Source organism: Dechloromonas hankyongensis, assembly GCF_022012295.1.
Taxonomy (GTDB): Bacteria; Pseudomonadota; Gammaproteobacteria; order Burkholderiales; family Rhodocyclaceae; genus Azonexus; species Azonexus hankyongensis.
Genome location: NZ_JAKLTN010000001.1, coordinates 1,519,757 through 1,541,524 on the forward strand (window position 1 = coordinate 1,519,757; position 21,768 = coordinate 1,541,524).

The window sequence follows — 21,768 nt, forward strand, 5'->3', positions numbered from 1 at the left end:
ATACCCGTCATGTGACAAAGGCGCCGAGCGCCGCCGGAGGGTTCCGGAAGGCTCGGCGCCGGGGCGTTGCGTCTGGATTACTTCTTGTCCTTGTTCACTTCCGTGAATTCGGCATCGACGACATCGCCTTCGACGGTCTTCTCGCCCTGCGGCTGGGCACCGGCAGCGTCCGCACCGGCGGCAGCGCCTTCAGCCTGCTGCTGGGCGTACATCTTTTCGCCCAGCTTCTGGGCAGCGGCGGAGAGGGCTTCGGTCTTGGCGGTGATGACTTCCTTGTCGCCGTCGCGCAGGACTTCCTCGACATCCTTGATCGCCTTCTCGATGGCTTCCTTCTCAGAGGCTTCCAACTTGTCGCCGTACTCGGTCAGCGACTTCTTGACCATGTGCACCATGCCGTCGGCCTGGTTGCGGGCATCGGCCAGCTCGTGCGCCTTCTTGTCCTCTTCGGCGTGCAGCTCGGCGTCCTTCACCATGCGCTGGATTTCTTCTTCGCTCAGGCCGGAGTTGGCCTTGATGGTGATCTTGTTTTCCTTGCCGGTGGCCTTGTCCTTGGCGGTGACGTGCATGATGCCGTTGGCGTCGATGTCGAAGATGACCTCGATCTGCGGCGTGCCGCGCGGGGCCGGCGGGATGCCTTCCAGGTTGAACTGGCCGAGGCTCTTGTTGCCTGTGGCGACTTCGCGCTCGCCCTGCAGCACATGGATGGTCACGGCCGACTGGTTGTCATCGGCAGTCGAAAAGACTTGCGAGGCCTTGGTCGGGATGGTCGTGTTCTTCTGGATCAGCTTGGTCATGATGCCGCCCAGGGTTTCGATGCCGAGCGACAGCGGGGTGACGTCGAGCAGCAGCACGTCCTTGACTTCGCCCTGCAGCACGCCGCCCTGGATGGCAGCGCCGACGGCGACGGCTTCATCCGGGTTCACGTCCTTGCGCGGCTCCTTGCCGAACACTTCCTTGACCTTCTCCTGGACCTTCGGCATGCGCGACTGGCCGCCGACCAGGATGACGTCGTCGATGTCGCTGATCTTGCAGCCGGCATCCTTCAGCGCGGTGACGCACGGGGCGACGGTACGCTCGATCAGTTCGTCGACCAGCGACTCGAACTTGGCGCGGGTGATCTTCAGGGCCAGGTGCTTCGGGCCGGAGGCGTCGGCGGTGATGTAGGGCAGGTTGATTTCGGTCTGCTGGCTGGAGGACAGCTCGATCTTGGCCTTTTCGGCGGCTTCCTTCAGGCGTTGCAGGGCCAGCACGTCCTTCTTCAGGTCGACGCCGGATTCCTTCTTGAATTCGTCGATGATGTAATCGATCAGGCGCTGGTCGAAGTCTTCACCGCCGAGGAAGGTGTCACCATTGGTGGCCAGAACTTCGAATTGCTTTTCGCCATCGACGTCGGCGATTTCGATGATGGAGATGTCGAAGGTACCGCCGCCGAGGTCATAAACGGCGATCTTCTTGTCGTGGCCGGCGACCTTGTCCATGCCGAAAGCAAGAGCAGCGGCGGTCGGCTCGTTGATGATGCGCTTGACTTCGAGGCCGGCGATGCGACCGGCGTCCTTGGTGGCCTGGCGCTGGCTGTCGTTGAAGTAGGCTGGCACGGTGATGACGGCTTCGGTGACTTCTTCGCCGAGGTAGTCTTCAGCAGTCTTCTTCATCTTGCGCAGCACTTCGGCGGAAACCTGCGGCGGCGCGATCTTCTTGTCGCGGGCTTCAACCCAGGCGTCGCCGTTGTCGGCCTTGACGATCTTGAAGGGCATCAGGGCGATGTCCTTCTGCACTTCCTTCTCTTCGAAACGGCGGCCGATCAGGCGCTTGACGGCGTACAGCGTATTCTTCGGGTTGGTCACGGCCTGGCGCTTGGCCGGGGCACCGCACAGGATTTCGCCGTCTTCGGTGTAACCGATGATGGACGGGGTGGTGCGTGCACCTTCCGCGTTTTCGATGACCTTCGGCTGGCCGCCTTCCATGATGGCGACGCAGGAGTTGGTGGTGCCGAGGTCGATACCGATGATCTTGCCCATGATGTATTTCCTAAAAAATGAATTGCCGATGTTCGTGAATTGGGGGCTGGGCCCCGGATTTCAAGTGATTTATTTGCCCTTGGCGACCATGACCAGGGCCGGGCGCAAGGTGCGTTCGGCAATGGTGTAGCCCTTCTGCAGCACGGTGACCACGGTATTGGCTTCCTGCTCGGAATCGACCATGCCGATCGCCTGATGCTTGTGCGGGTCGAATTTCTCGCCGACCGGATTGACCTCGTTCAGCGCATTCTTCTCGAAGGCGGAAACCAGTTGCTTGAGGGTCAGCTCGACGCCGGACTTGAAGCTTTCGACAGTCTGTTCCTGCACGGCGAGGGCGGCTTCCAGGCTGTCCTTGACGGCCAGCAGTTCGCCGGCAAATTTTTCGACGGCGAACTTGTGGGCCTTGGAAATGTCTTCCTGAGCACGGCGGCGGATATTTTCTCCTTCGGCCTTGGCGCGCAGCCAGGCGTCATAGTGCTCGGCGGCCTTCAATTCGAGTGCCTTGAACTGCTCCTCGATGCTCGGGATGGTGTCGACGTTGTCTACAGTCGGTTCGGCGACCGGTTGTTCGGTGGCGGGTTCGTTGCCCAGCATGGGTTCCTGGACGTTTTCGGGGTTGGACATGCGCATTTCTCCAAAAAAGCTGTTCGGTATCTGGGGGCGCTACGTCGGTTTTCAAGCCCCTGTTCGATATTTCTTTGCACCGGAAACTGCCGTCGCCCGCCGGGTGGCGTGCTAGGATAATTCCCTGCGTTTTTCAGTTATCGACAATGGAAACAATCGGCAAGTACCGCGTGGTTCGCGAGTTGGGCAAGGGGGCGACCGCAACGGTCTATCTCTGCGACGACCCGGATCAGGATCGCCAGGTTGCCGTCAAAGTGATTCGTTTCGGGTCGGACGGCGGGGCAATGTCGCGCCGCATGCGCAAGTTGTTCCAGAACGAGGGCATGGTTTCGCAGCGCCTCAATCACCCCAATATCGTCCGTGTCCATGAAGCGGTGGTCGAGCAGGATTTCGCCTATCTGGCGATGGAGTACGTGAAGGGATTCTCGCTCGAGGACCACACCCGTATCGACAAGCTGCTGCCGATGCACCGGGTCATCGGCATCATTTTCAAATGCTGCATGGCGCTCGATGCCGCCTACCGGCAGGGCATTATCCACCGCGACATCAAGCCGGCCAACATCATGGTCGCCGCCGACGACGAGGCGAAGATCGCCGATTTCGGCCTGGCCCTGAACATGAACAAGGATCTTGACCGGGATTCGACCTTCATCATGGGGGTCGGTTCGCCGGCCTACATGTCGCCGGAGCAGGTCAAGGGCTATCCGCTCAATCAGAAGACCGACCTCTATTCGCTCGGCGTCCTGCTCTTCCAGTTGCTGACCGGCCGCCTGCCGTTTCGCGCCAACAACCAGGCGACGCTGATCTACCGCATCGTCAATACCGATGCGCCGGCCGTCACCTCGCTGCGCCCCGACCTGCCGGAAGGGCTGAATGCCATCCTGAAGCGGGCGCTGGAAAAGGATCTCTACAACCGCTACCGGAACGGGGCCGAAATGGCCAAGGACCTGTCGGCGGTGCGCTACCAGCTGGTCGATGAAGATTTGACGGTCGAGGACACCCGGCACTTCGAAACCCTGCGCAAGCTGGAATTTTTCACCGAATTCGAGAACATCGAAATCTGGGAAGTGCTGCGCGTTGGCGTATGGCGCGAAGTGTCGCCCAACGTGGCGCTGGTGCGCGAGGGCGATCGCAACAGATTCTTTGGCGTGATCATTTCCGGCTCGGTGGAAATATCGATCGAAGGCAAGGCGCTGTGTCGCCTGGGGACCAGCGAGCCGGTCGGCGAAGTCGCTTTCCTGCATCCGTCCAGCGATTTGCGCTGTTCAACCGCCGTCACGCTGGAGCCGACGCTGTTCCTCGAAATCAACGCTGCCGCGCTGGCCCTGTCGTCCGAGGAATTGCTCGAACGCATCCGTAATGCCCTGCTCGGCCGGATGATCAAGCGGATGCGCGAAGTGAACCGGATCGCCGCCGCCCAGGGCTTGCCGGCCGTGCAGAGTGTTAATGCATCGAAGATCGGTGGCTCGTCCAAGCCCGGGGGCGGGCTCGATCTCGAGCTGTCGCCAATGTGAAAACGGCCTCTTGCGAGGCCGTTTGTTCGTTGCCGGTTCCGCTTAGACCTTGAAGCGGCCGACCAGGCCGGCCAGGCTGTCGGCCAGGCGCTTGAGATCGTGGGCGGCACCTGCCGTCTGCTCCACCGTACCGGAGTTTTCGCGGGCCATGCCGGCAATCGCCTCGATGCTGGTTTCGACGTCGCCGGACAGGCGGCGCTGCTGTTCGGTGGCCGAGGCGATGGCATCGAGGCCGTGACCGACTTCGGCGACCGAACCGTTGGTTGCCTGCAGGACGCTGGACACCGAGGTGACGGCCGACTGGCTGTTTTCGAGGTGCTCCAGGCCTTCCTCGATACTGCGCCGGACAGAAACCGACTGGGCGCTCAGCTTGGCGGTGATGGCGTCGATTTCGCTCGCCGAGCGCGAGGACTTCTCGGCCAGCTTGCGTACCTCGTCGGCGACCACCGCGAAACCGCGGCCCTGTTCACCGGCGCGGGCAGCTTCGATGGCGGCGTTCAGCGCCAGCAGATTGGTCTGTTCGGCAATGTCCTTCACCTCGCGGGTCATTTGCGTGATCGCTTCGGTGTTGTGTACGAAGTTGTTCACCGAGTCGGCCATTTCCTTGACCGCCCGTTCAACGACGGTCATTTCGCCGAGCAGGACGTCCAGGTTGCGGCCGCCTTCGGTGGCGCGGGCCAGGCTTTCCTGCGACTGATGCTGGACATGCTCGGCGCTCTGGGCGATCGAGGCGATGCTCACCACCAGTTCCTCGACGGCCGTGGCCGCCAGACCCGATTTCTCGTTCTGCTGGTGCGAGCTCTGGCTCACCCGGTCGGCATTGTCGGACAGGGCGCCGACCCGGGTCGATAGCTGGCTGGCCGCGTCGCGGACCTGACGGACCAGTTGGTTGAAGTTTTCCATCATTTCGTTGAAAACGATGGCCGACTGGCCGACTTCGTCGCGCCCCTTGACCGGCAGGCGACGCGTCAGGTCGCCTTCGCCGCGGGCGATGTCGCTGAGGCCCTTGCGCAACTCGTCGAGGGGGGTGGTCACGAAATGGTGGGTGATCAGATAGATGATGACCAGCAAGGCGCCCAGGGCGCCGAGGGCGACCCCGGCGATCTTGACGCGGAAGGCGGACACTTCGGATTCGACGGAATCGAGCGACACCTTCATGCTGACCACGCCGAGCACGGTGCCGTCGGGCACCTGATGGCACATGATGCAGTCCTTGCCGAGATAGTTCTTCGACGCCTTGGTTGGGTTGATGACCTGCAGGTAGGAGCTGCCATTGGCGCTTTCCACCGAAACGTAGGGTTGGCCCGAAGTCATGACCTGCTTTTCGACGGCATCGAGTTCGCGCTTGTGCTTGGTGTCCGGGCCGAACAGCTTGACGACGGCGTCGCTGCGGGCGACGTGCAGATCCTTGATGATCGACAGTTGCTTGATCTGGTCGAGGAAAACCTCGCGCTGGCCGACGGTGCCGGTGATCATCATGCCGGTCAGGCCGGCCATGGTCATTTCATGGATGCTTTGCGAAAAATCCTTCGCCTGGCGGATGGCCGTTTCCCGATTGACCTGGGTTGTCCAGACGATGGCACCGGCCCAGATGATGGCCAGAACGACCCAGATGGCAGCGGTGATACGAACCCAAATCTTCAAATCTGCGATGCGCGGCATTGCCTTATTTCCTCCCAAATACCGCTTTTATTTATCAGGCGGTTAAATCGACTTGCTGGATTGTGCCAGCCGCGCCGCTCTCCTGCAAAAAAATTCCAGAATTGCGAATTTGTCCAAGTAACTGGTTGTCATTATTTTTTATGTCAAAAGGTGTTGAAACGCGGCTCAGCGAAAGGGCGCCTACCCCGGATGCGGCAAGCGATTGCAACTGATCGCTGCCGTCCCCGGAGCGGGTCCAGATCTGCAACTGATTGAAGGCCGGGTCGTTTTCGTCAATCCAGCCATTGCGGTCGCTGTCCAGCGCGCTGAGTTCCTGGAAGCCATCATTGGTGGTCGGACCGAACAGTTCGCTGCCGTCGTTGATCTTGCCATCGCCATTGCGATCGAAGACCAAGAAGCCGCTGCCCGGTGCGACGAAATTGATCTGCTCGGCCTGCCCGTCGGCATTTAGGTCGAAGGAAAAGCGCTGGTCGGTGAGTTGCGCGGCAGTTCCGGAGAAATTCAGGACCAGTGGGTCGGTTTTCCTCGCCGCGTCGCCCAGACGCAGGCTGACGTCGGACTCCGCGTGGTAGGAGCGCGACATCGCTAGTTGCAGCGAAAAATCGATCTCGCGCCCGTCGGCGGTGGTCACCTTGCCGCTGGCCGAGAAAGTGGTCTGCTCGGCTTCGCTGTAGCTTTCGTGGCGGTCGTAGCTTATTCCCCAACCGGCCGGTGGGGCTTGGGTGGCCGTTGGCGCTGGCGCCGCTGGTGGCGCTTCGGGGGGCGGTGCGTCACTGTCGGCAGCTTTGATGTCGCTGGCGTTGAATACCTGGAGCCGGCGCCCGGTCAACAGTTCGATCAGGGAGCGGATCAGTGTCATCCGCGGATCGCCCTTGCCGGTATCGTCGTCGCTGGGCGGCGCCGAGGTATCTTTGGCCGCGGCAGCCTTCCCGGCGTCCGAAAGGTGAACCCTGTCGTGCCCCCTGTCCTGGGCCGGAGGCGCGGCTTGATCGCGGCGCCCGGGGCGATCCCCGGCCCACATCGACAGCTGTTCCCGGACTTCGTGCTGCTGCAGGCTGGCATGCGAAGATGCCATTTGCAGGCAGGAACTGACGATTTTCATGGCGGCCTCCGCACAATGCTTGATGAGACATTGTTAACGGCGGCCGGGAGCGGAAGTTAAGGCTTGTAAAGATGCGGCTGCAGCCAGCGTTTCAGCGTGCCAAGGTCTGTTGCGCCGCTCTGGCGGGCGATTTCGCGACCATGCAAAAATATGGCGAGGGTTGGAATGCTGCGGATGTTGAAACGGGCGGCGAGTTGCGGTTCGGCTTCGGTATCGACCTTGACCAGACGGGCATAGGGTTCGATGTCGATGGCGGCCTGGTGGAAGGTCGGCGCCATCGTCCGGCACGGGCCGCACCACGGTGCCCAGAAATCGACGACTACCGGCAGGTCGCTGCGCACAATGTGACGGTCGAATTGAGCGCTGCCCAGTGCCAGCGGTTCGCCGGTGAATAGCGGCCGCTTGCATTGTCCGCATTGCGGCGCATCGCCAAGCTTGGCCGAGGGAATGCGATTGACCGCCGAACAGTGCGGGCAGACGACGTGCAGGCTTTCAGGCATTTTAAACTCCATGCATCAGGTTTTTCTGATGTATGGGCGATGCCTGGAAATTCAAGCCGGGTTAAGCGCGGGCGCCGAGCTTGATGGCCTGGCCGGCGCTGGTTTCCAAAGCCTGCGGATCGACGGCCGTCCGGGTTGGCCAGCCGGCCAGGTGCTGTTCGGCCAGGTCGGCCAGGGCCTTGATCCAGGCGTCGTCTTCGTTGAGCGCCGGAATGTAGTGGTATTCCTTGCCGCCCGCCTCCAGGAAATCGTCACGGCCTTCCTGGGCGATTTCCTCCAGCGTTTCCAGGCAATCGGCAACAAAGCCGGGGCACAGCACGTCAACGCGGCGAATTCCCTGCGTTCCCCATTGGTGCAGGGTCGGCGCGGTGTAGGGTTGCAGCCATTCAGCCTTCCCGAACCGCGACTGGAAGCAGATCTGGAATTGTTCCGGCTTCAGGTTCAGGCGTTCGGCGAGCAGGCGCCCGGTCTTCTGGCATTCGCAGAAGTAGGGGTCACCGAGATCGAGGCTGCGCTTGGGTAGGCCGTGGAAACTGATGAGCAGGCGATCGTTGTCGCCGAGTGCGCCGATGACCTGCCAGTGCCGGCGGACCGATTTCTCGAGCGCTGCCAGATAACCATCCTGGTCGTGAAAATTACGCACGAAGCGCATCTCGGGCTGGTTGCGGGTCCGCAGCAGCCAGGCCGAACAGGCGTCGCCCACGGTTGCAGTCGTGCTGGCGGCGTATTGCGGGTACATCGGCACAATCAGGATGCGGCTGGCACCCTGGGCCTTCAGGTGGGCGAGGACATCGGGAATGGACGGCGAACCGTAGCGCATCGCCCAGGTGACGGTCAGTTGGTGGCCGCGCTGGCCGAGCAGGCCCTTGAGCAGCTTGGCTTGGCGCTCGGTATGCACACGCAGCGGCGAACCTTCGGGCATCCAGACTGTGGCGTACTTGGCGGCCGATTTCTTCGGACGCAGGTTGAGGATGATGCCGTTCAGGATCAGCCACCACAGCGGCTTGGGGATCTCGACGACGCGCGGATCGGATAGGAATTCCTTGAGGTAGCGCTTGAGGGCCGGGGCGGTCGGCGCATCCGGGGTGCCGAGGTTGACGAGGACGACGGCGGTAGTCGCCGGGGTGCCGTGATGGTGCGGCGGTTCCGCAAGAAAACGGGACATCAGTTATCCGATTTGGTGGAAAGGGCGCTGGACAGCAGGCGGGCGGTGATATCGACGATGGGGATGACGCGCTCGTAGGCCATGCGGGTCGGGCCGATGACGCCGACCGAGCCGACCACCTGGCCGTCGACGGCGTAGGGTGCGGCGATGACGCTGCATTCGTCGAGCGGGGCGATGCCCGATTCGCCGCCGATGAAGATCTGCACGCCTTCGGCGCTGTTCGAGACGTCGAGCAGGCGCATCAGGCTGGAGCGCTGCTCGAACAGGTCGAACAGTTCGCGCAGCCGTTTCATATTCGACGACAGTTCCTCGACATCGAGCAGGTTCCTTTCGCCGGAAATGACGTAAGGCGTGGCGCTTTCGGTCATCGCCGCATCGCCCGCCTCGAGGGCGAGGGTCATCAGCGGCTTGATGTCGTCGCGCAACTGCCGGATTTCGGCCGATAGGCGCAGGCGCATCTGTTCGAAATCGAGCCCGGCGAAATTCTGCGTCAGGTAGTTGGCGGCGCTGACCAGTTCGGCCGGCGTGTAGGCCTTGTCGGTCGAAATGATGCGGTTCTGCACGTCGCCGTCGGCGGTGACGATGATGAGCAAAATGCGCTTTTCCGACAGGCTGAGGAATTCGATCTGCCGGATGCGGCTGCTTGGCCGGCGCGGTGCGATGACGACGCCGGCAAAATGCGTCAGGCTGGACAGCAGTTGCGAGGCGCTGGCAATGATCTGGCTGGACGGACGGCCATGCAGTGCCTCTTCCATCTGGCCCATCTGCCGGGCTTCCATCGGCTGCACGGTGAGCAGGCTGTCGACAAACAAGCGGTAACCACGGGCCGTCGGCACGCGGCCGGCCGAGGTGTGCGGGCTGGCCACGAAGCCGGCCTCCTCGAGGTCGGCCATCACGTTGCGGATAGTGGCCGGCGACAGATCGAGGCCGGAAAACTTGGACAGCGCACGCGAACCGACCGGTTGCCCGTCGGCAATGTAGTGTTCGACCAGTGTCTTTAGCAGGGTGCGGGCGCGTTCATCAAGCATGTCCGGATTGTACAAAAAACCGGGGCCAGCGCTGCAAGCCGTTTTTTATGCAAGAATTCAGCCCCATGAACCGAGGCTTTACATCCTATCGCTCTCCCCGGACCATCGCGCTGGTCGGCAAATACCATAGCCAGGAGATTGCCGAGTCGCTGCGCCGGCTGGCCGAATACCTCTATGAGCGCGGTGCCTCGGTGTTCATCGAACGCGAAACTTCCGAGAATATCGGCAAGAAAGTCGATTTGTCGCGCTGGGTGACCTGCGGCTTCAACGACATCGGCGCTCATGCCGACCTTGCCATCGTGCTTGGCGGCGACGGCACCATGCTCAACGCGGCGCGCCGCCTGGCGCGCTACTGCGTGCCGCTGGTCGGCGTGAACCAGGGGCGCCTCGGCTTCATGACCGACATTGCCCGCGATGACATGCTGACCTGCATGGACGACCTGCTCGACGGCCGCTTCACGCCGGAGAACCGGATGCTGCTGGCGGCCGAGGTGACGCGCGACGGCAAGGAAATCGCCTCCAACATGGCGCTCAACGACGTGGTGATCGACAAGGGCGCCATTGGTCGGATGATCGAATTCGAGTTGTTCATCAACGGCGAATTCATCTACAACCTGCGGGCGGACGGCATGGTCGTGTCGACGCCGACCGGGTCGACCGCCTATTCGATGTCGGCCGGCGGCCCCATTCTCAATCCGACGCTGACCGGCATCGCGCTGGTGCCGCTGTGCCCGCACGCGCTGACCAACCGGCCGATCATCGTCAACGACAATACCGATATCGAACTGCGCATCGCCACCGCCGACGATCCGCGCGTGCACTTCGACGGCCAGGTCACGCTCGACCTGTTGCCCGGCGATTGCGTGCGTCTGCGCCGCTCCGAACACACCATCTGCTTCCTGCACCCGCCGGGCTACAGCTATTTCGCCATGCTGCGCCAGAAGCTGCAGTGGAGCGAACGGCCGAAAGGACCCTGATGCTGCAGCACCTGACCATCAAGGATTTCGTCATTGTCGACCGGCTGGAACTCGAGTTTTCCAACGGTTTCGGCGCATTGACCGGGGAGACCGGGGCCGGCAAATCGATCCTGATCGATGCACTGGCCCTCGCTCTGGGCGAGCGGGCCGACGCCGGCGTGGTCCGTTCCGGCTGCGACAGGGCCGAAGTGGCGGCGACCTTCGATGTAGCCCCCTTGCCCGAGGTCGCCGCCTGGCTGGCCGCCAACGATCTCGATGCCGACAATGAGCTGATGCTACGCCGCGTGGTCGATGCCGGCGGCCGCTCGCGCGCCTACATCAACGGTTCGCCGGCCACCGTCCAGCAGTTGCGCGAAGTCGGCGAATGGCTGGTCGATATCCATGGCCAGCATGCCCACCAGTCGCTGCTGCGGAACGATGCCCAGCGCGCCTTGCTCGATGCCCACGCTGGGCTGGGGGCGACGGTGCGTGAGGTCGGTGTGGCGTGGAAAACCTGGCGCGATGCCGAACAAGCCCTGCGCGGCGCCAGCGAGGGCGTCGAGGCCCTGCAGCGCGAACGTGAGCAGTTGCAATGGCAGATCGGCGAACTCGACGCACTGGCCTTTGGCGACGACGAATGGGCGACGCTCGATGTCGAACACCGTCGCCTGGGCCATGCCGCCAGCCTGATCGAGGGCGCGCAGTACGCGCTCGCCGTGCTGGCTGAAGACGATGCCGCGTGCGAACGGCAGATCGACAGCGTGGCCGACCGCCTGGCCGGTCTGGCCGAGTACGATCCGGCGCTGGCCGAAGTGGCCGAACTGCTCGGTTCGGTACAGGCCGAGCTGTCCGAAGCCGTATCGACCCTGCGCCGCTATGCCGACCGCGTCGATCTCGATCCGTCCCGGCTGGCCGAAGTCGAGCGCCGCATGGATGCGGTGATGACCAATGCCCGCAAATTCCGCGTCCAGCCGCCGGAACTGCCCGGTCTGCTCGCTGGCTGGCGCCAGCGCCTGGCCGAACTCGACGAATCGGCTGATCTGGCGGCGCTGGAGGCCAAGGTGGCGACAGCGCAGCAGGCTTATCTGTCGGTGGCCGGCAAGCTGTCGGCGGGGCGCAAGAAGGCTGCCGCCGAGATGGGCAAAGCGGTCAGCGAAGTGATGCGGCAGCTGGCCCTGTCCTCCGGCCGTTTCGAAGTGGCCCTGCCGGCCGTCGCGGGTGGAGCCGTCTATGGTCTGGAGCAGGTCGAGTTCCGCATCGGCGGCCTGGCCGGCAACGAAGCCAAACCGCTGGCCAAGGTTGCCTCGGGCGGCGAGTTGTCGCGTATCAGCCTGGCCATCCAGGTGCTGACCTCGCGTTCGGCCAGCGTGCCGACCCTGATTTTCGACGAAGTCGACGTTGGTATCGGCGGCGGCGTGGCGGAAATCGTCGGTCGACTGTTGCGGGAACTGGGCAGCGAGCGGCAGGTGCTGTGCGTCACCCATCTGCCGCAAGTGGCGGCCCAGGCCAACTGGCAGTGGCAGGTTAGCAAGGCGACGCGCAATGGGGCGACGCTGAGTGCCATCCGGCCGCTAGACGATGATGGCCGCGTCCAGGAAATCGCCCGTATGCTCGGTGGTGTCGAAATCACCGACATCACCTTGCAGCATGCCCGGGAACTGCTGAACCTCCGGGTTCTGGCCTGAGCGGCCAGCCGCGACCCAAAATCAGATCAGGCCGAACAGGCGCAGTGCGGCGAGCAGCGCCAGCACCAGGAAAAATACTCCGCTGACGCGGTGTATCCAGTTCAGCGGCAGCCGCTGCAGAAAGCGCCGGCCGGCATAGACGCCGAGCACCGATGTCGTGGCCAGGGCCAGCGTGGCGCCGACCCAGGTGGCGGCGGGCGCCGCAGCGCTGCCCATGCCGGCGACGGCAATCTGCGTCTTGTCGCCAAATTCGGCGACAAAAATCATCAGAAAAGTGGTCGCGACGATGCCGTGGCCGGGCTTTTCCTCGATTTCCTCATCATCGTCCTCCTCCTCGAAGCGCAGGGCCTGCACGCCGAAAAAAGCGAAGAGCATGGCGACGGCCAGGGTTACCGCCCATTCCGGCAGCCAGGCAGCGACCGCGGCGCCGAACAGCACCGCGAGCAGGTTGAGGATGGCGAATGCGGCGACCGCCCCGATGACCACCGGCAGGCCGCGATGGCGGGCGGCCAGCGTCATGCACACGAGCTGGCTTTTGTCGCCGAATTCGGCCAGGGCGATCAGTAAATAGGTCGCTCCGGCCGAAGACAGCCAAGCCGCCGCATGTGCAGCAACGAAATCGGGCATGGTCGGGGATTAGGCTTTCTTGCTGCCGCAGCCGGCGCAACGGCCGTAGATATACAGGGCGTGATCCTGAATCGTGAAGCCACGTTCCTCGGCCACCGCATTCTGGCGCTTCTCGATTTCGGGGTCGTAGAATTCTTCGACCTTGCCGCATTCGACGCAGACCAGGTGGTCGTGGTGCTTGCCGCGATTGACTTCGAATACCGCTTTGCCGGATTCGAAGAAATGGCGTTCGAGCAGGCCTGCCTGTTCGAACTGGGTCAGCACGCGATAGACGGTGGCCAGTCCGATATCCATATTTTCGGCAAGCAGCATGCGATAGACATCTTCGGCCGTCATGTGCCGCTGGGTGCTTTTCTCGAACAGTTCGAGAATCTTCAGTCGGGGGAATGTAGCTTTCAGCCCCATATTCTTGAGGCTTTGCGGATCGGTCATTGCAGGGATTCCGGAAATAGTTCTGTCAGGGCGAGATGCCGATTTCGGGTATGATATACCGCTTCAAAGCCGATTCAAAAACCCGGAATTCCGAATGCGCCGTTCCCGACTTACGCTCCTTGCTCTCTCCTGTGTGCTTATCGCCGCCTGTTCTTGGAAGCCGGGCTTTATCAACGAATACAAGATCGATATCCAGCAAGGCAATGTCCTGACGCAGGAGATGGTTGCCCAGTTGAAACCGGGGCAAACCCGCGATCAGGTGCGTTTCGTGCTCGGCACGCCGATGGTTGCCGATATTTTCCACCAGCAGCGCTGGGATTACGTCTATAGCTACCGCAACGGGCAGACCGGCAAGGTCGAGTCGCGCAAATTCGTCGTCTTCTTCGATGCCGACGGGCGTCTGGAGCGCGTCGGTGGCGATGTTGACGTGGCTGAAACCAGCGAACTGACGGCGCCGGTCAACAAGAGCCGCCTGGTCGATCTGGGCTCCCTGTCCGGGGAGGCAGCCAACAAGCCCCTGCCGCCGCGCCAGGAGCCGGGTTATTTCCAGCGCTTTTTGAGCATGTTTGGATTCCAGTAAATGAACGCAACACGTATTGGCATCGTAGGTGCCGGCGGCCGCATGGGCCGTATGCTGGTCGAAGCAACCCTCAAGGGCGAGGGCGTCGTGCTCGGCGCCGCTTTCGACGTGCCGGGCAGTCCGGCCATCGGTAAGAATGCCGGCGAACTGGCCGGCCTTGCCTCGGATGTCGTCGTCACCGACGACGTGGCGGCTGGGCTGAAGCATATCGATGTGCTGATCGACTTTACCCGCCCGCAAGGCACGCTGGCCCATCTCGAGTTGTGCCGCCAGGCCGGGGTCGGCATGGTGATCGGCACGACCGGCTTCGAAGCGGACGACAAGGCGACCATTGCCGAGGCGGCCAAGGATATTCCGGTTGTTTTTGCGCCGAACATGGCGGTGGGCGTCAATGTCGTCTTCAAGCTGCTCGACATGGCGGCGCGCATCATGAACCAGGGCTACGACATAGAAGTGGTCGAAGCCCACCATCGCATGAAGATCGATGCGCCGTCCGGTACGGCACTGCGCATGGGTGAGGTGGTCGCAGCCGCACTGGGACGCGATCTGGAAGAGTGCGCCATCTACGGCCGCGAAGGTGTGACCGGCGAGCGCGACCCATCGACCATCGGCTTTGCCACCGTGCGCGGCGGCGATATCGTCGGCGACCATACGGTGATGTTCTGCGGTATCGGCGAACGCGTCGAAATCACGCACAAAGCCAGCAGCCGCATGCCGTATGCGCTGGGCAGCCTGCGCGCCGCCCGCTTTATGGCCGGTCGCAAGAACGGATTGTTCGATATGCAGGACGTTCTAGGCTTGCGCTAGCCTGTATGAAATCCAAGCTGCTGGCGAAACAGCTTCAGGAAATCTTTGGTGGCGAAGGCGAGCCGCGGTTTCGCCAGTTGCTCGAGCAGGCTCGGGCGGCCCAACTGGATGGCCTAGCCGATGGTTTTGACAAGCTGCTCGGGGTTGTCGATTCCTCTTACCGTGCCTACGCCGGGCTCAATCTCAGCGGCTGGTATGCCCGGTTGTCCGGCGATGCGCTGACCGACTGGAATCTTGGTACAGGCAATATCGACTCCGGGCGGCAGTGGAAGGAAATGCTCGGTTATGCCGAGGGCGATCTTGATAATTCGATCGCCCAATGGCAGCGCATGGTCCATCCCGAGGACCTCCGGGTCTTGCAGACCCGGATCGATGCGCACCTCAAGAATCAGGAGGGGTTGTTCCAGTCAGAATGCCGCTTCAAGGCGCGCGATGGGCAGTGGCGCTGGTGCATGCTGCGCGGGGCGGTCGCTGCGCGCGATGCGGACGGCAATCCTGTCCGGGTGTTGATCTTGCAGCGCGACATCAGCGAGATCAAGGCTGCCGAGGCCGCGCTGATTGGGGCCAAGGAGGCCGCCGAGGCGGCCAACCGGGCGCGTGGCGCCTTCCTGGCCAATATGAGCCACGAAGTCCGAACGCCGATGAACGGTATTATCGGCATGACCGAACTGGCCCTCGATACCGACCTTGACGCCGAGCAGCGCCATTATCTGAAGACCGTGAAGTCGTCGGCCGAGGCGCTGCTGACCATCGTGAATGACATTCTCGATTTTTCGAAAATCGAGGCCGGCAAGATGGAGTTCGAGTCGCTGGCTTTTTCACTCCAGGATATCGTCCTCGAGGCGGTGCGCGTTCTAGCAGTCAGCGCGCACAAAAAGGGCCTCGAACTGATCGCCGATGTCCGGCCGGACGTGCCGCCGCGCGTTGTTGGCGACCCGACACGCCTGCGTCAGGTGATCATCAACCTGATCGGCAATGCCATCAAATTTACCGACCGAGGCGAGGTGGTCATCCGCGTCGAGGTCGATCAGCGCACCGAGCATTCGGTATTTCTGCGTTTTTCGATTCGCGACACCGGCATGGGGGTTCCTGCCGACAAGCAGCAGGCCATTTTCGAGGCCTTTTCCCAGGCGGACGTGTCGACCACCCGGCGTTTCGGCGGCACGGGCCTCGGCCTGGCGATCTGCGCCCGCTTGGTCCAGTTGATGGATGGCAAGATCTGGCTGGAGAGTGTGCCGGCTCAGGGCTCTATATTTTCCTTTACCGGGCGTTTCGGCGTCGAAGCGGCGCTCGCCGAGCACTCGGGGGTGGCTCCCTACCAAGGGCGGCGTGCCCTGATCATCGATGACAATGCGACCGTCGGACGTTACCTGGTGCATTTGCTCGAGCAGTTGGGTGTGCAGGCATCGCTGTCGGCCGACGGGGCGACGGCTGTGGCCGCCATCGAGCGCAGCCGCGGAGTCGACTTTCCCTACGACTACATCGTGCTCGACGCCAATATGGAGGCGCCGGCAGGTTTTGCGCTGGCCGAAGCCTGGAACAAGTCGGGGCGCAAGGAAAAGTTGATTCTGATGCTGACCACCGAGAACCAGCGGCAGGATCTGGCGCTGGCCAGGGAGTTGGGTGTCTCGGCCCATCTGGTCAAGCCGGTCGGCGGTGCGGATCTCGCTGATGCGTTGGCCTTGACCGAGGGGGGTGACGAGTTGGTGCTCGACGATTTCGTATTGTCCGACGCCGACTCCAGTGGTGTGGCTGGTGCCAAGGCTAAGTTGAATGTCTTGTTGGTCGAAGACAGTCCGGTCAATCAGGAGTTGGCCAAGCGCCTGCTCGAACGTCAGTCACATCAGGTGACGATTGCCAACAACGGCGCAGAGGCGGTCGATCTGTTCGATAGTGGGCATTTCGACGTGATCCTGATGGACATGCAGATGCCGGTCATGGGCGGCGAGGAGGCGACGGAGGCCATCCGTTCGCGTGAAATGCGTCGCAGCTGGGTGGTTTCCCACGAATATCGGCCTGTCTATATCATCGCCATGACGGCCAATGTCATGGCTTCCGATCGCGAGCGCTGTCTTGATGCCGGCATGGACGACTACGTGGCCAAGCCGCTACGCTCCGAAGAACTTTATGCCGCCCTAGCCCGGGCTGAAGGGCGGGGCAGGGAGGTGGACTTGCCCGAGTTGGGCGCCCCCCCCGTTGGTGTCTCGACACAGCTTAATCTCGGGGCGGCCTTGGAGGATATCGGCGAGCCCGAGCTGTTTGCCACCATGGCCGGCATGCTGCTGGGCGAATGGGACGCTCACCTGGCGCGCCTGCGCTCGTCGATCGATGCCACCAGTTCTCATGAAACCCGTATGCACGCCCATACCCTGAAGAGCTTGCTGGCCATGTTCCATGCCGAACATGCCCGACGGAGGGCGATGGAAATCGAGCAGGCGACGCTGGATGTGGAGAATGTCGATTGGCCCGCCTGCCATCGGCTTTACGGGGCTTTGCTCGATGAAATGAATGTCATCAAGCCGACTTTTGCACGTTACGTCGAGACACGTGTAATCCCTTGAATTTGCCTGAAAAGGCTCTTTTCGGCTAGAATAGTAAGGTTAAAAAGCACAAGCGGGGAGGCGCAAGCCTTCCCGCTTGGCACATGATAAGCAGAAATTTTGGAGAGCCGACGTGTCACTGCTGCCCTCATTCATACCCGCCATTCTCGCCCTCGCCGACGGAACGGTTTTCAAGGGCCAATCCATCGGCGCTGATGGCGTAACCAGTGGCGAAGTGGTGTTCAACACCGCCATGTCCGGCTATCAGGAAATCCTTACCGATCCGTCCTATTGCCGTCAGATCGTCACCCTGACCTACCCGCATATCGGCAACACCGGTTGCAATGCGGAGGATTTTGAATCCAATGCCAACTACGCTGCCGGCCTGGTCATCCGCGACCTGCCCTTGGTCGCGTCCAATTGGCGTACCCAGGATGATCTATCGTCCTACCTGAAAAAACACGGTATCGTCGCTATTGCCGGCATCGATACACGCAAGCTGACTCGCATCCTTCGCGAGAAGGGCGCCCAGGCTGGTTGCATTCTGGCCGGTGAGGTTGACGAGTCCAAGGCGCTGGCCATGGCGCGCGCCTTCCCGGGCTTGGCCGGCATGGATCTGGCCAAGGTGGTTTCGGCCAAAGAAAGCTATCCGTGGACCGAAGCCGAATGGACGCTGAAGGGCTACCGGGCTGCCGCTGAACCACGCTTCCATGTCGTCGCCTACGACTTCGGCGTCAAGCGCAACATCCTGCGCATGCTGGCCGAGCGTGGTTGCCGCCTGACCGTGGTGCCGGCCCAGACGCCGGCCGCCGACGTGCTGGCCATGAAGCCGGACGGCGTCTTCCTGTCCAACGGCCCCGGCGATCCGGAGCCGTGCGATTACGCGATTGCCGCCATCCGTGAATTCCTCGACCGTGGCATCCCGACCTTCGGCATCTGCCTCGGCCATCAATTGCTGGCTCTGGCCTCCGGCGCCAAGACGGCGAAAATGAAATTCGGCCACCACGGCGCCAACCACCCGGTCAAGGATCTGGATAGCGGTCAAGTGCTGATCACCAGCCAGAACCATGGCTTTGCTGCCGATATCGATTCGCTGCCGGCTAACCTGCGGGTTACCCACGTTTCGCTGTTCGACGGTTCCCTGCAAGGCATCGCCCGCACCGACGTGCCGGCCTTCTCCTTCCAGGGCCATCCGGAAGCCAGCCCGGGGCCGCACGACGTGGCCTACCTGTTTGACCGCTTCCTCGATGCCATGAGCCGTGGCGTTGCCGCGCTGCAGCCGGCGCAATAAGGCGAGAGTAAAGAAATGCCGAAACGTACAGACATAAAGAGTGTTTTGATTATTGGCGCCGGCCCGATCATCATCGGTCAGGCCTGCGAATTCGACTACTCCGGGGCACAGGCCTGCAAGGCCCTGCGCGAAGAGGGTTACAAGGTCATCCTGGTCAACTCCAATCCGGCGACCATCATGACCGACCCGGAGATGGCCGACGTCACCTACATCGAGCCGATTACTTGGCAGGTGGTTGCCAAGATCATCGAGAAGGAACGTCCGGATGCGCTGCTGCCGACCATGGGCGGCCAGACCGCCCTGAACTGCGCGCTCGACCTCGACCGCGAAGGCGTGCTCGCCAAGTTCAACGTCGAACTGATCGGCGCCTCCAAGGAAGCGATCGACAAGGCCGAGGACCGCCAGAAGTTCAAGGATGCGATGACCAAGATCGGTCTCGGTTCCGCCAAGTCGGCCACCGCCCACAGCATGGAAGAGGCCTATCAGGTGCAGGCCGCTATCGGCTTCCCGACCATTATCCGTCCGTCCTTTACGCTGGGCGGCACCGGCGGCGGCATCGCCTACAACATGGAAGAGTTCGAGACCATCTGCAAGCGTGGTCTCGAGGCTTCGCCGACCAATGAGTTGCTGATCGAAGAATCGCTGCTCGGCTGGAAGGAATACGAGATGGAAGTGGTCCGCGACAAGGCGGACAACTGCATCATTATCTGCTCGATCGAAAACCTCGATCCGATGGGCGTCCATACCGGCGACTCGATCACCGTCGCCCCGGCTCAGACGCTGACTGACAAGGAATACCAGATCCTGCGCAACGCCTCGATCGCCGTGCTGCGCGAAATCGGTGTCGATACCGGTGGTTCCAACGTGCAGTTCTCGATCAACCCGAAGGACGGTCGGATGATCGTCATCGAAATGAACCCGCGCGTGTCGCGTTCGTCGGCCCTGGCCTCCAAGGCCACCGGCTTCCCGATCGCCAAGATCGCCGCCAAGCTGTCGGTCGGCTACACGCTCGACGAACTGTCCAACGACATCACCGGCGGCAAGACTCCGGCCTCGTTCGAGCCGTCGATCGACTACATCGTCACCAAGGTGCCGCGTTTCGCCTTCGAGAAATTCCCGCAGGCCGATTCGACGCTGACCACGCAAATGAAGTCGGTCGGCGAAGTGATGGCCATCGGCCGCACCTTCCAGGAATCGCTGCAGAAAGCCCTGCGCGGCTTGGAGGTCGGCGTCGACGGCTTCAACCTGAAGTCGGTCGATCCGGAAACCATCGACGAGCAGCTGGCCCGTCCGTCGCCGGACCGCCTGTGGTACGTCGCCGATGCCTTCGGCGTCGGCATGACCGTCGAGAAGGTCTTCGAACTGACCAAGATCGATCCGTGGTTCTTGGTCCAGATCAAGGAAATCGTCGACCTCGAGCTGCAGATCGAAAAGCGCGAACTGGCCTCGCTGAGCGCCGAAGAACTGCGCTATCTGAAGCGCAAAGGCTTCGCTGATCGTCGTCTGGCCCACCTGACCAAGACGAGCGAAGCCGCTGTCCGCGAGCGTCGCCACGAACTGAAGGTGCGTCCGGTCTACAAGCGCGTCGACACCTGTGCTGCCGAATTCGCCACTGGTACCGCCTACATGTACTCGACCTACGAGGACGAGTGCGAGGCCCAGCCGACCGACAAGAAGAAGATCATGGTGCTGGGCGGCGGTCCGAACCGCATCGGCCAGGGTATCGAGTTCGACTACTGCTGCGTGCATGCCGCCATGGCCATGCGTGAAGACGGTTACGAAACCATCATGGTCAACTGCAACCCGGAAACCGTATCCACCGACTACGATACGTCGGATCGTCTGTACTTCGAGCCGCTGACCCTGGAAGACGTTCTGGAAATCTGCGCCATCGAGAAGCCGGTCGGCGTCATCGTCCAGTACGGCGGCCAGACCCCCCTCAAGCTCGCGCTGGCGCTGGAAGCCAACGGCGTGCCGATCATCGGCACGACGCCGGAATCGATCGACATCGCCGAAGACCGCGAACGTTTCCAGAAGCTGTTGCACGATCTCGGGCTGAAGCAGCCGCCCAACCGTACTGCCCGTACCGAGGAAGATGCCCTGCGTCTGGCGCAGGAAATCGGCTATCCGCTGGTCGTCCGTCCGTCCTATGTGCTGGGCGGCCGGGCCATGGAAATCGTTCATGAGCAGAAGGACCTCGAGCGCTACATGCGCGAAGCGGTCAAGGTTTCCAACGATTCGCCGGTGTTGCTCGACCGCTTCCTGAACGATGCCGTCGAGTGCGACGTCGATGCCCTGTCCGATGGCGAAGAAGTGATCATCGGCGGCGTCATGGAACACATCGAACAGGCCGGCGTACACTCCGGCGACTCGGCCTGCTCGCTGCCGCCGTACTCGCTGTCCGCTGCCGTGCAGGACGAACTGCGCCGCCAGACCAAGCTGATGGCCAAGGCCCTGAACGTTTGTGGCCTGATGAACGTCCAGTTCGCCATCAAGGAAAACGACGTCTACGTGCTGGAAGTCAATCCGCGCGCCTCGCGGACCGTGCCGTATGTCTCGAAGGCGACCGGCCTGCAACTGGCCAAGATCGCTGCCCGCTGTATGGCGGGGCGTAGCCTGAAGGATCAGGGCGTCACGAAGGAAGTCATTCCGCCGTATTTCTCGGTCAAGGAAGCGGTCTTCCCCTTCGTCAAGTTCCCGGGCGTCGATACCATTCTGGGTCCGGAAATGAAGTCCACTGGCGAAGTCATGGGCGTCGGCAATACCTTCGCCGAAGCCTTCGTCAAGTCGCAGCTGGCCGCTGGTGTCAAATTGCCGGTCTCGGGCAAGGTCTTCCTGTCGGTCAAGGACAGCGACAAGGCCAAGGCCATCGAGATCGCACGCCATCTGCACGACGCCGGCTTCCAGTTGGCGGCGACGCGCGGCACGGCACACGCCATCGAGGCGGCCGGTTTGCCGGTGCAGCAGGTGAACAAGGTGACCGAAGGTCGGCCGCATGTTGTCGATATGATCAAGAACGACGAAATCGCCCTGATCATCAACACCGTGGAAGAAAAACGCGGGGCGATCAACGATTCGCGTTCGATCCGTACTTCCGGCCTGCAGGCCCGGGTGACCATGTACACGACGATCTGGGGTGCGGAAGCCGCGGCCGAAGGCATCCGCCATCTGGGTGAGCTTGTGGTCTATCCAATCCAGACGCTGCATTCGCAGCTTCACTAAAACCAACCGGAACCG

Annotated in this window: 17 protein-coding genes; 8 read left to right on the top strand and 9 right to left on the bottom strand. The window is 62.2% G+C overall.

The window, feature by feature from the left end; translation table 11 throughout:
* Positions 1-77: 77 nt before the first annotated feature.
* On the bottom strand, positions 78-2,018 hold the full coding sequence (gene dnaK, locus LZ012_RS07230) for a molecular chaperone DnaK (protein ID WP_275709079.1): 1,941 nt from the start codon (positions 2,016-2,018) through the stop codon (positions 78-80).
* A gap of 69 nt (positions 2,019-2,087) precedes the next feature.
* On the bottom strand, positions 2,088-2,642 hold the full coding sequence (gene grpE, locus LZ012_RS07235; protein WP_420839485.1) for a nucleotide exchange factor GrpE: 555 nt from the start codon (positions 2,640-2,642) through the stop codon (positions 2,088-2,090).
* A gap of 146 nt (positions 2,643-2,788) precedes the next feature.
* On the opposite strand from grpE, the gene LZ012_RS07240 reads away from it, so the two are divergent.
* On the top strand, positions 2,789-4,156 hold the full coding sequence (locus LZ012_RS07240) for a protein kinase domain-containing protein (protein WP_275709081.1): 1,368 nt from the start codon (positions 2,789-2,791) through the stop codon (positions 4,154-4,156).
* 42 nt (positions 4,157-4,198) lie between these two features.
* Here the strand turns inward: LZ012_RS07240 and LZ012_RS07245 are convergent, their stop codons facing one another.
* From LZ012_RS07245 to hrcA, 5 genes are all read right to left on the bottom strand, one after another.
* The gene (locus tag LZ012_RS07245; protein ID WP_275709083.1) at positions 4,199-5,818 is read right to left on the bottom strand and encodes a methyl-accepting chemotaxis protein; all 1,620 of its coding nucleotides are present in this window, start codon (positions 5,816-5,818) and stop codon (positions 4,199-4,201) included.
* A gap of 34 nt (positions 5,819-5,852) precedes the next feature.
* Positions 5,853-6,920 carry a VCBS repeat-containing protein gene (locus LZ012_RS07250; RefSeq protein ID WP_275709086.1) on the bottom strand — a complete coding sequence of 356 codons (1,068 nt, stop codon included), beginning with the start codon at positions 6,918-6,920 and terminating at the stop codon, positions 5,853-5,855.
* Between the two features lie 56 nt (positions 6,921-6,976).
* Complete coding sequence (trxC, locus tag LZ012_RS07255) at positions 6,977-7,420, bottom strand: thioredoxin TrxC (RefSeq protein WP_275709088.1); 444 nt, start codon at positions 7,418-7,420, stop codon at positions 6,977-6,979.
* A gap of 61 nt (positions 7,421-7,481) precedes the next feature.
* The gene (hemH, locus tag LZ012_RS07260) at positions 7,482-8,585 is read right to left on the bottom strand and encodes a ferrochelatase (protein ID WP_275709091.1); all 1,104 of its coding nucleotides are present in this window, start codon (positions 8,583-8,585) and stop codon (positions 7,482-7,484) included.
* Positions 8,585-9,613: a heat-inducible transcriptional repressor HrcA gene (gene hrcA / locus LZ012_RS07265; RefSeq protein WP_275709093.1), complete on the bottom strand. Its 1,029-nt coding sequence runs from the start codon at positions 9,611-9,613 to the stop codon at positions 8,585-8,587. The genes hemH and hrcA overlap by 1 nt, the downstream gene beginning before the upstream one ends.
* Before the next feature lie 47 nt (positions 9,614-9,660).
* Between hrcA and LZ012_RS07270 the strand changes: the two genes are divergently transcribed.
* Both LZ012_RS07270 and recN read left to right on the top strand, forming a co-directional pair.
* Complete coding sequence (locus LZ012_RS07270) at positions 9,661-10,590, top strand: NAD kinase (protein WP_275709095.1); 930 nt, start codon at positions 9,661-9,663, stop codon at positions 10,588-10,590.
* Positions 10,590-12,254 (top strand): DNA repair protein RecN, encoded by a 1,665-nt coding sequence (gene recN / locus LZ012_RS07275; protein ID WP_275709097.1) that lies wholly within the window; start codon positions 10,590-10,592, stop codon positions 12,252-12,254. The genes LZ012_RS07270 and recN overlap by 1 nt, the downstream gene beginning before the upstream one ends.
* Before the next feature lie 21 nt (positions 12,255-12,275).
* Here the strand turns inward: recN and LZ012_RS07280 are convergent, their stop codons facing one another.
* On the bottom strand, positions 12,276-12,881 hold the full coding sequence (locus tag LZ012_RS07280; protein WP_275709099.1) for a TMEM165/GDT1 family protein: 606 nt from the start codon (positions 12,879-12,881) through the stop codon (positions 12,276-12,278).
* A gap of 9 nt (positions 12,882-12,890) precedes the next feature.
* Positions 12,891-13,313: a ferric iron uptake transcriptional regulator gene (gene fur, locus LZ012_RS07285; protein WP_275709101.1), complete on the bottom strand. Its 423-nt coding sequence runs from the start codon at positions 13,311-13,313 to the stop codon at positions 12,891-12,893.
* A gap of 94 nt (positions 13,314-13,407) precedes the next feature.
* Between fur and LZ012_RS07290 the strand changes: the two genes are divergently transcribed.
* From LZ012_RS07290 to carB, 5 genes are all read left to right on the top strand, one after another.
* Positions 13,408-13,893, top strand: a complete 486-nt coding sequence (locus LZ012_RS07290) for an outer membrane protein assembly factor BamE (RefSeq protein ID WP_275709103.1) — start codon at positions 13,408-13,410, stop codon at positions 13,891-13,893.
* A complete protein-coding gene (dapB, locus tag LZ012_RS07295) occupies positions 13,894-14,700 on the top strand; it encodes a 4-hydroxy-tetrahydrodipicolinate reductase (protein WP_275709105.1) in 807 nt (268 codons plus the stop codon).
* A 5-nt stretch (positions 14,701-14,705) separates the two neighbouring features.
* Positions 14,706-17,261 carry a response regulator gene (locus LZ012_RS07300; RefSeq protein ID WP_275709107.1) on the top strand — a complete coding sequence of 852 codons (2,556 nt, stop codon included), beginning with the start codon at positions 14,706-14,708 and terminating at the stop codon, positions 17,259-17,261.
* Positions 17,262-17,382: 121 nt separating this feature from the next.
* A complete protein-coding gene (carA, locus tag LZ012_RS07305; RefSeq protein WP_275709649.1) occupies positions 17,383-18,531 on the top strand; it encodes a glutamine-hydrolyzing carbamoyl-phosphate synthase small subunit in 1,149 nt (382 codons plus the stop codon).
* Positions 18,532-18,546: 15 nt separating this feature from the next.
* On the top strand, positions 18,547-21,753 hold the full coding sequence (gene carB, locus LZ012_RS07310; protein ID WP_275709109.1) for a carbamoyl-phosphate synthase large subunit: 3,207 nt from the start codon (positions 18,547-18,549) through the stop codon (positions 21,751-21,753).
* The last annotated feature ends 15 nt before the right edge of the window (positions 21,754-21,768 follow it).

Bases quoted from the DNA above. Each gene is read 5' to 3' on its own strand.
- dnaK (WP_275709079.1), bottom strand. From the start codon at position 2,018: ATGGGCAAGATCATCGGTATCGACCTCGGCACCACCAACTCCTGCGTC.
- grpE (WP_420839485.1), bottom strand. From the start codon at position 2,642: ATGTCCAACCCCGAAAACGTCCAGGAACCCATGCTGGGCAACGAACCC.
- LZ012_RS07240 (WP_275709081.1), top strand. From the start codon at position 2,789: ATGGAAACAATCGGCAAGTACCGCGTGGTTCGCGAGTTGGGCAAGGGG.
- LZ012_RS07245 (WP_275709083.1), bottom strand. From the start codon at position 5,818: ATGCCGCGCATCGCAGATTTGAAGATTTGGGTTCGTATCACCGCTGCC.
- LZ012_RS07250 (WP_275709086.1), bottom strand. From the start codon at position 6,920: ATGAAAATCGTCAGTTCCTGCCTGCAAATGGCATCTTCGCATGCCAGC.
- trxC (WP_275709088.1), bottom strand. From the start codon at position 7,420: ATGCCTGAAAGCCTGCACGTCGTCTGCCCGCACTGTTCGGCGGTCAAT.
- hemH (WP_275709091.1), bottom strand. From the start codon at position 8,585: ATGTCCCGTTTTCTTGCGGAACCGCCGCACCATCACGGCACCCCGGCG.
- hrcA (WP_275709093.1), bottom strand. From the start codon at position 9,613: ATGCTTGATGAACGCGCCCGCACCCTGCTAAAGACACTGGTCGAACAC.
- LZ012_RS07270 (WP_275709095.1), top strand. From the start codon at position 9,661: ATGCAAGAATTCAGCCCCATGAACCGAGGCTTTACATCCTATCGCTCT.
- recN (WP_275709097.1), top strand. From the start codon at position 10,590: ATGCTGCAGCACCTGACCATCAAGGATTTCGTCATTGTCGACCGGCTG.
- LZ012_RS07280 (WP_275709099.1), bottom strand. From the start codon at position 12,881: ATGCCCGATTTCGTTGCTGCACATGCGGCGGCTTGGCTGTCTTCGGCC.
- fur (WP_275709101.1), bottom strand. From the start codon at position 13,313: ATGACCGATCCGCAAAGCCTCAAGAATATGGGGCTGAAAGCTACATTC.
- LZ012_RS07290 (WP_275709103.1), top strand. From the start codon at position 13,408: ATGCGCCGTTCCCGACTTACGCTCCTTGCTCTCTCCTGTGTGCTTATC.
- dapB (WP_275709105.1), top strand. From the start codon at position 13,894: ATGAACGCAACACGTATTGGCATCGTAGGTGCCGGCGGCCGCATGGGC.
- LZ012_RS07300 (WP_275709107.1), top strand. From the start codon at position 14,706: ATGAAATCCAAGCTGCTGGCGAAACAGCTTCAGGAAATCTTTGGTGGC.
- carB (WP_275709109.1), top strand. From the start codon at position 18,547: ATGCCGAAACGTACAGACATAAAGAGTGTTTTGATTATTGGCGCCGGC.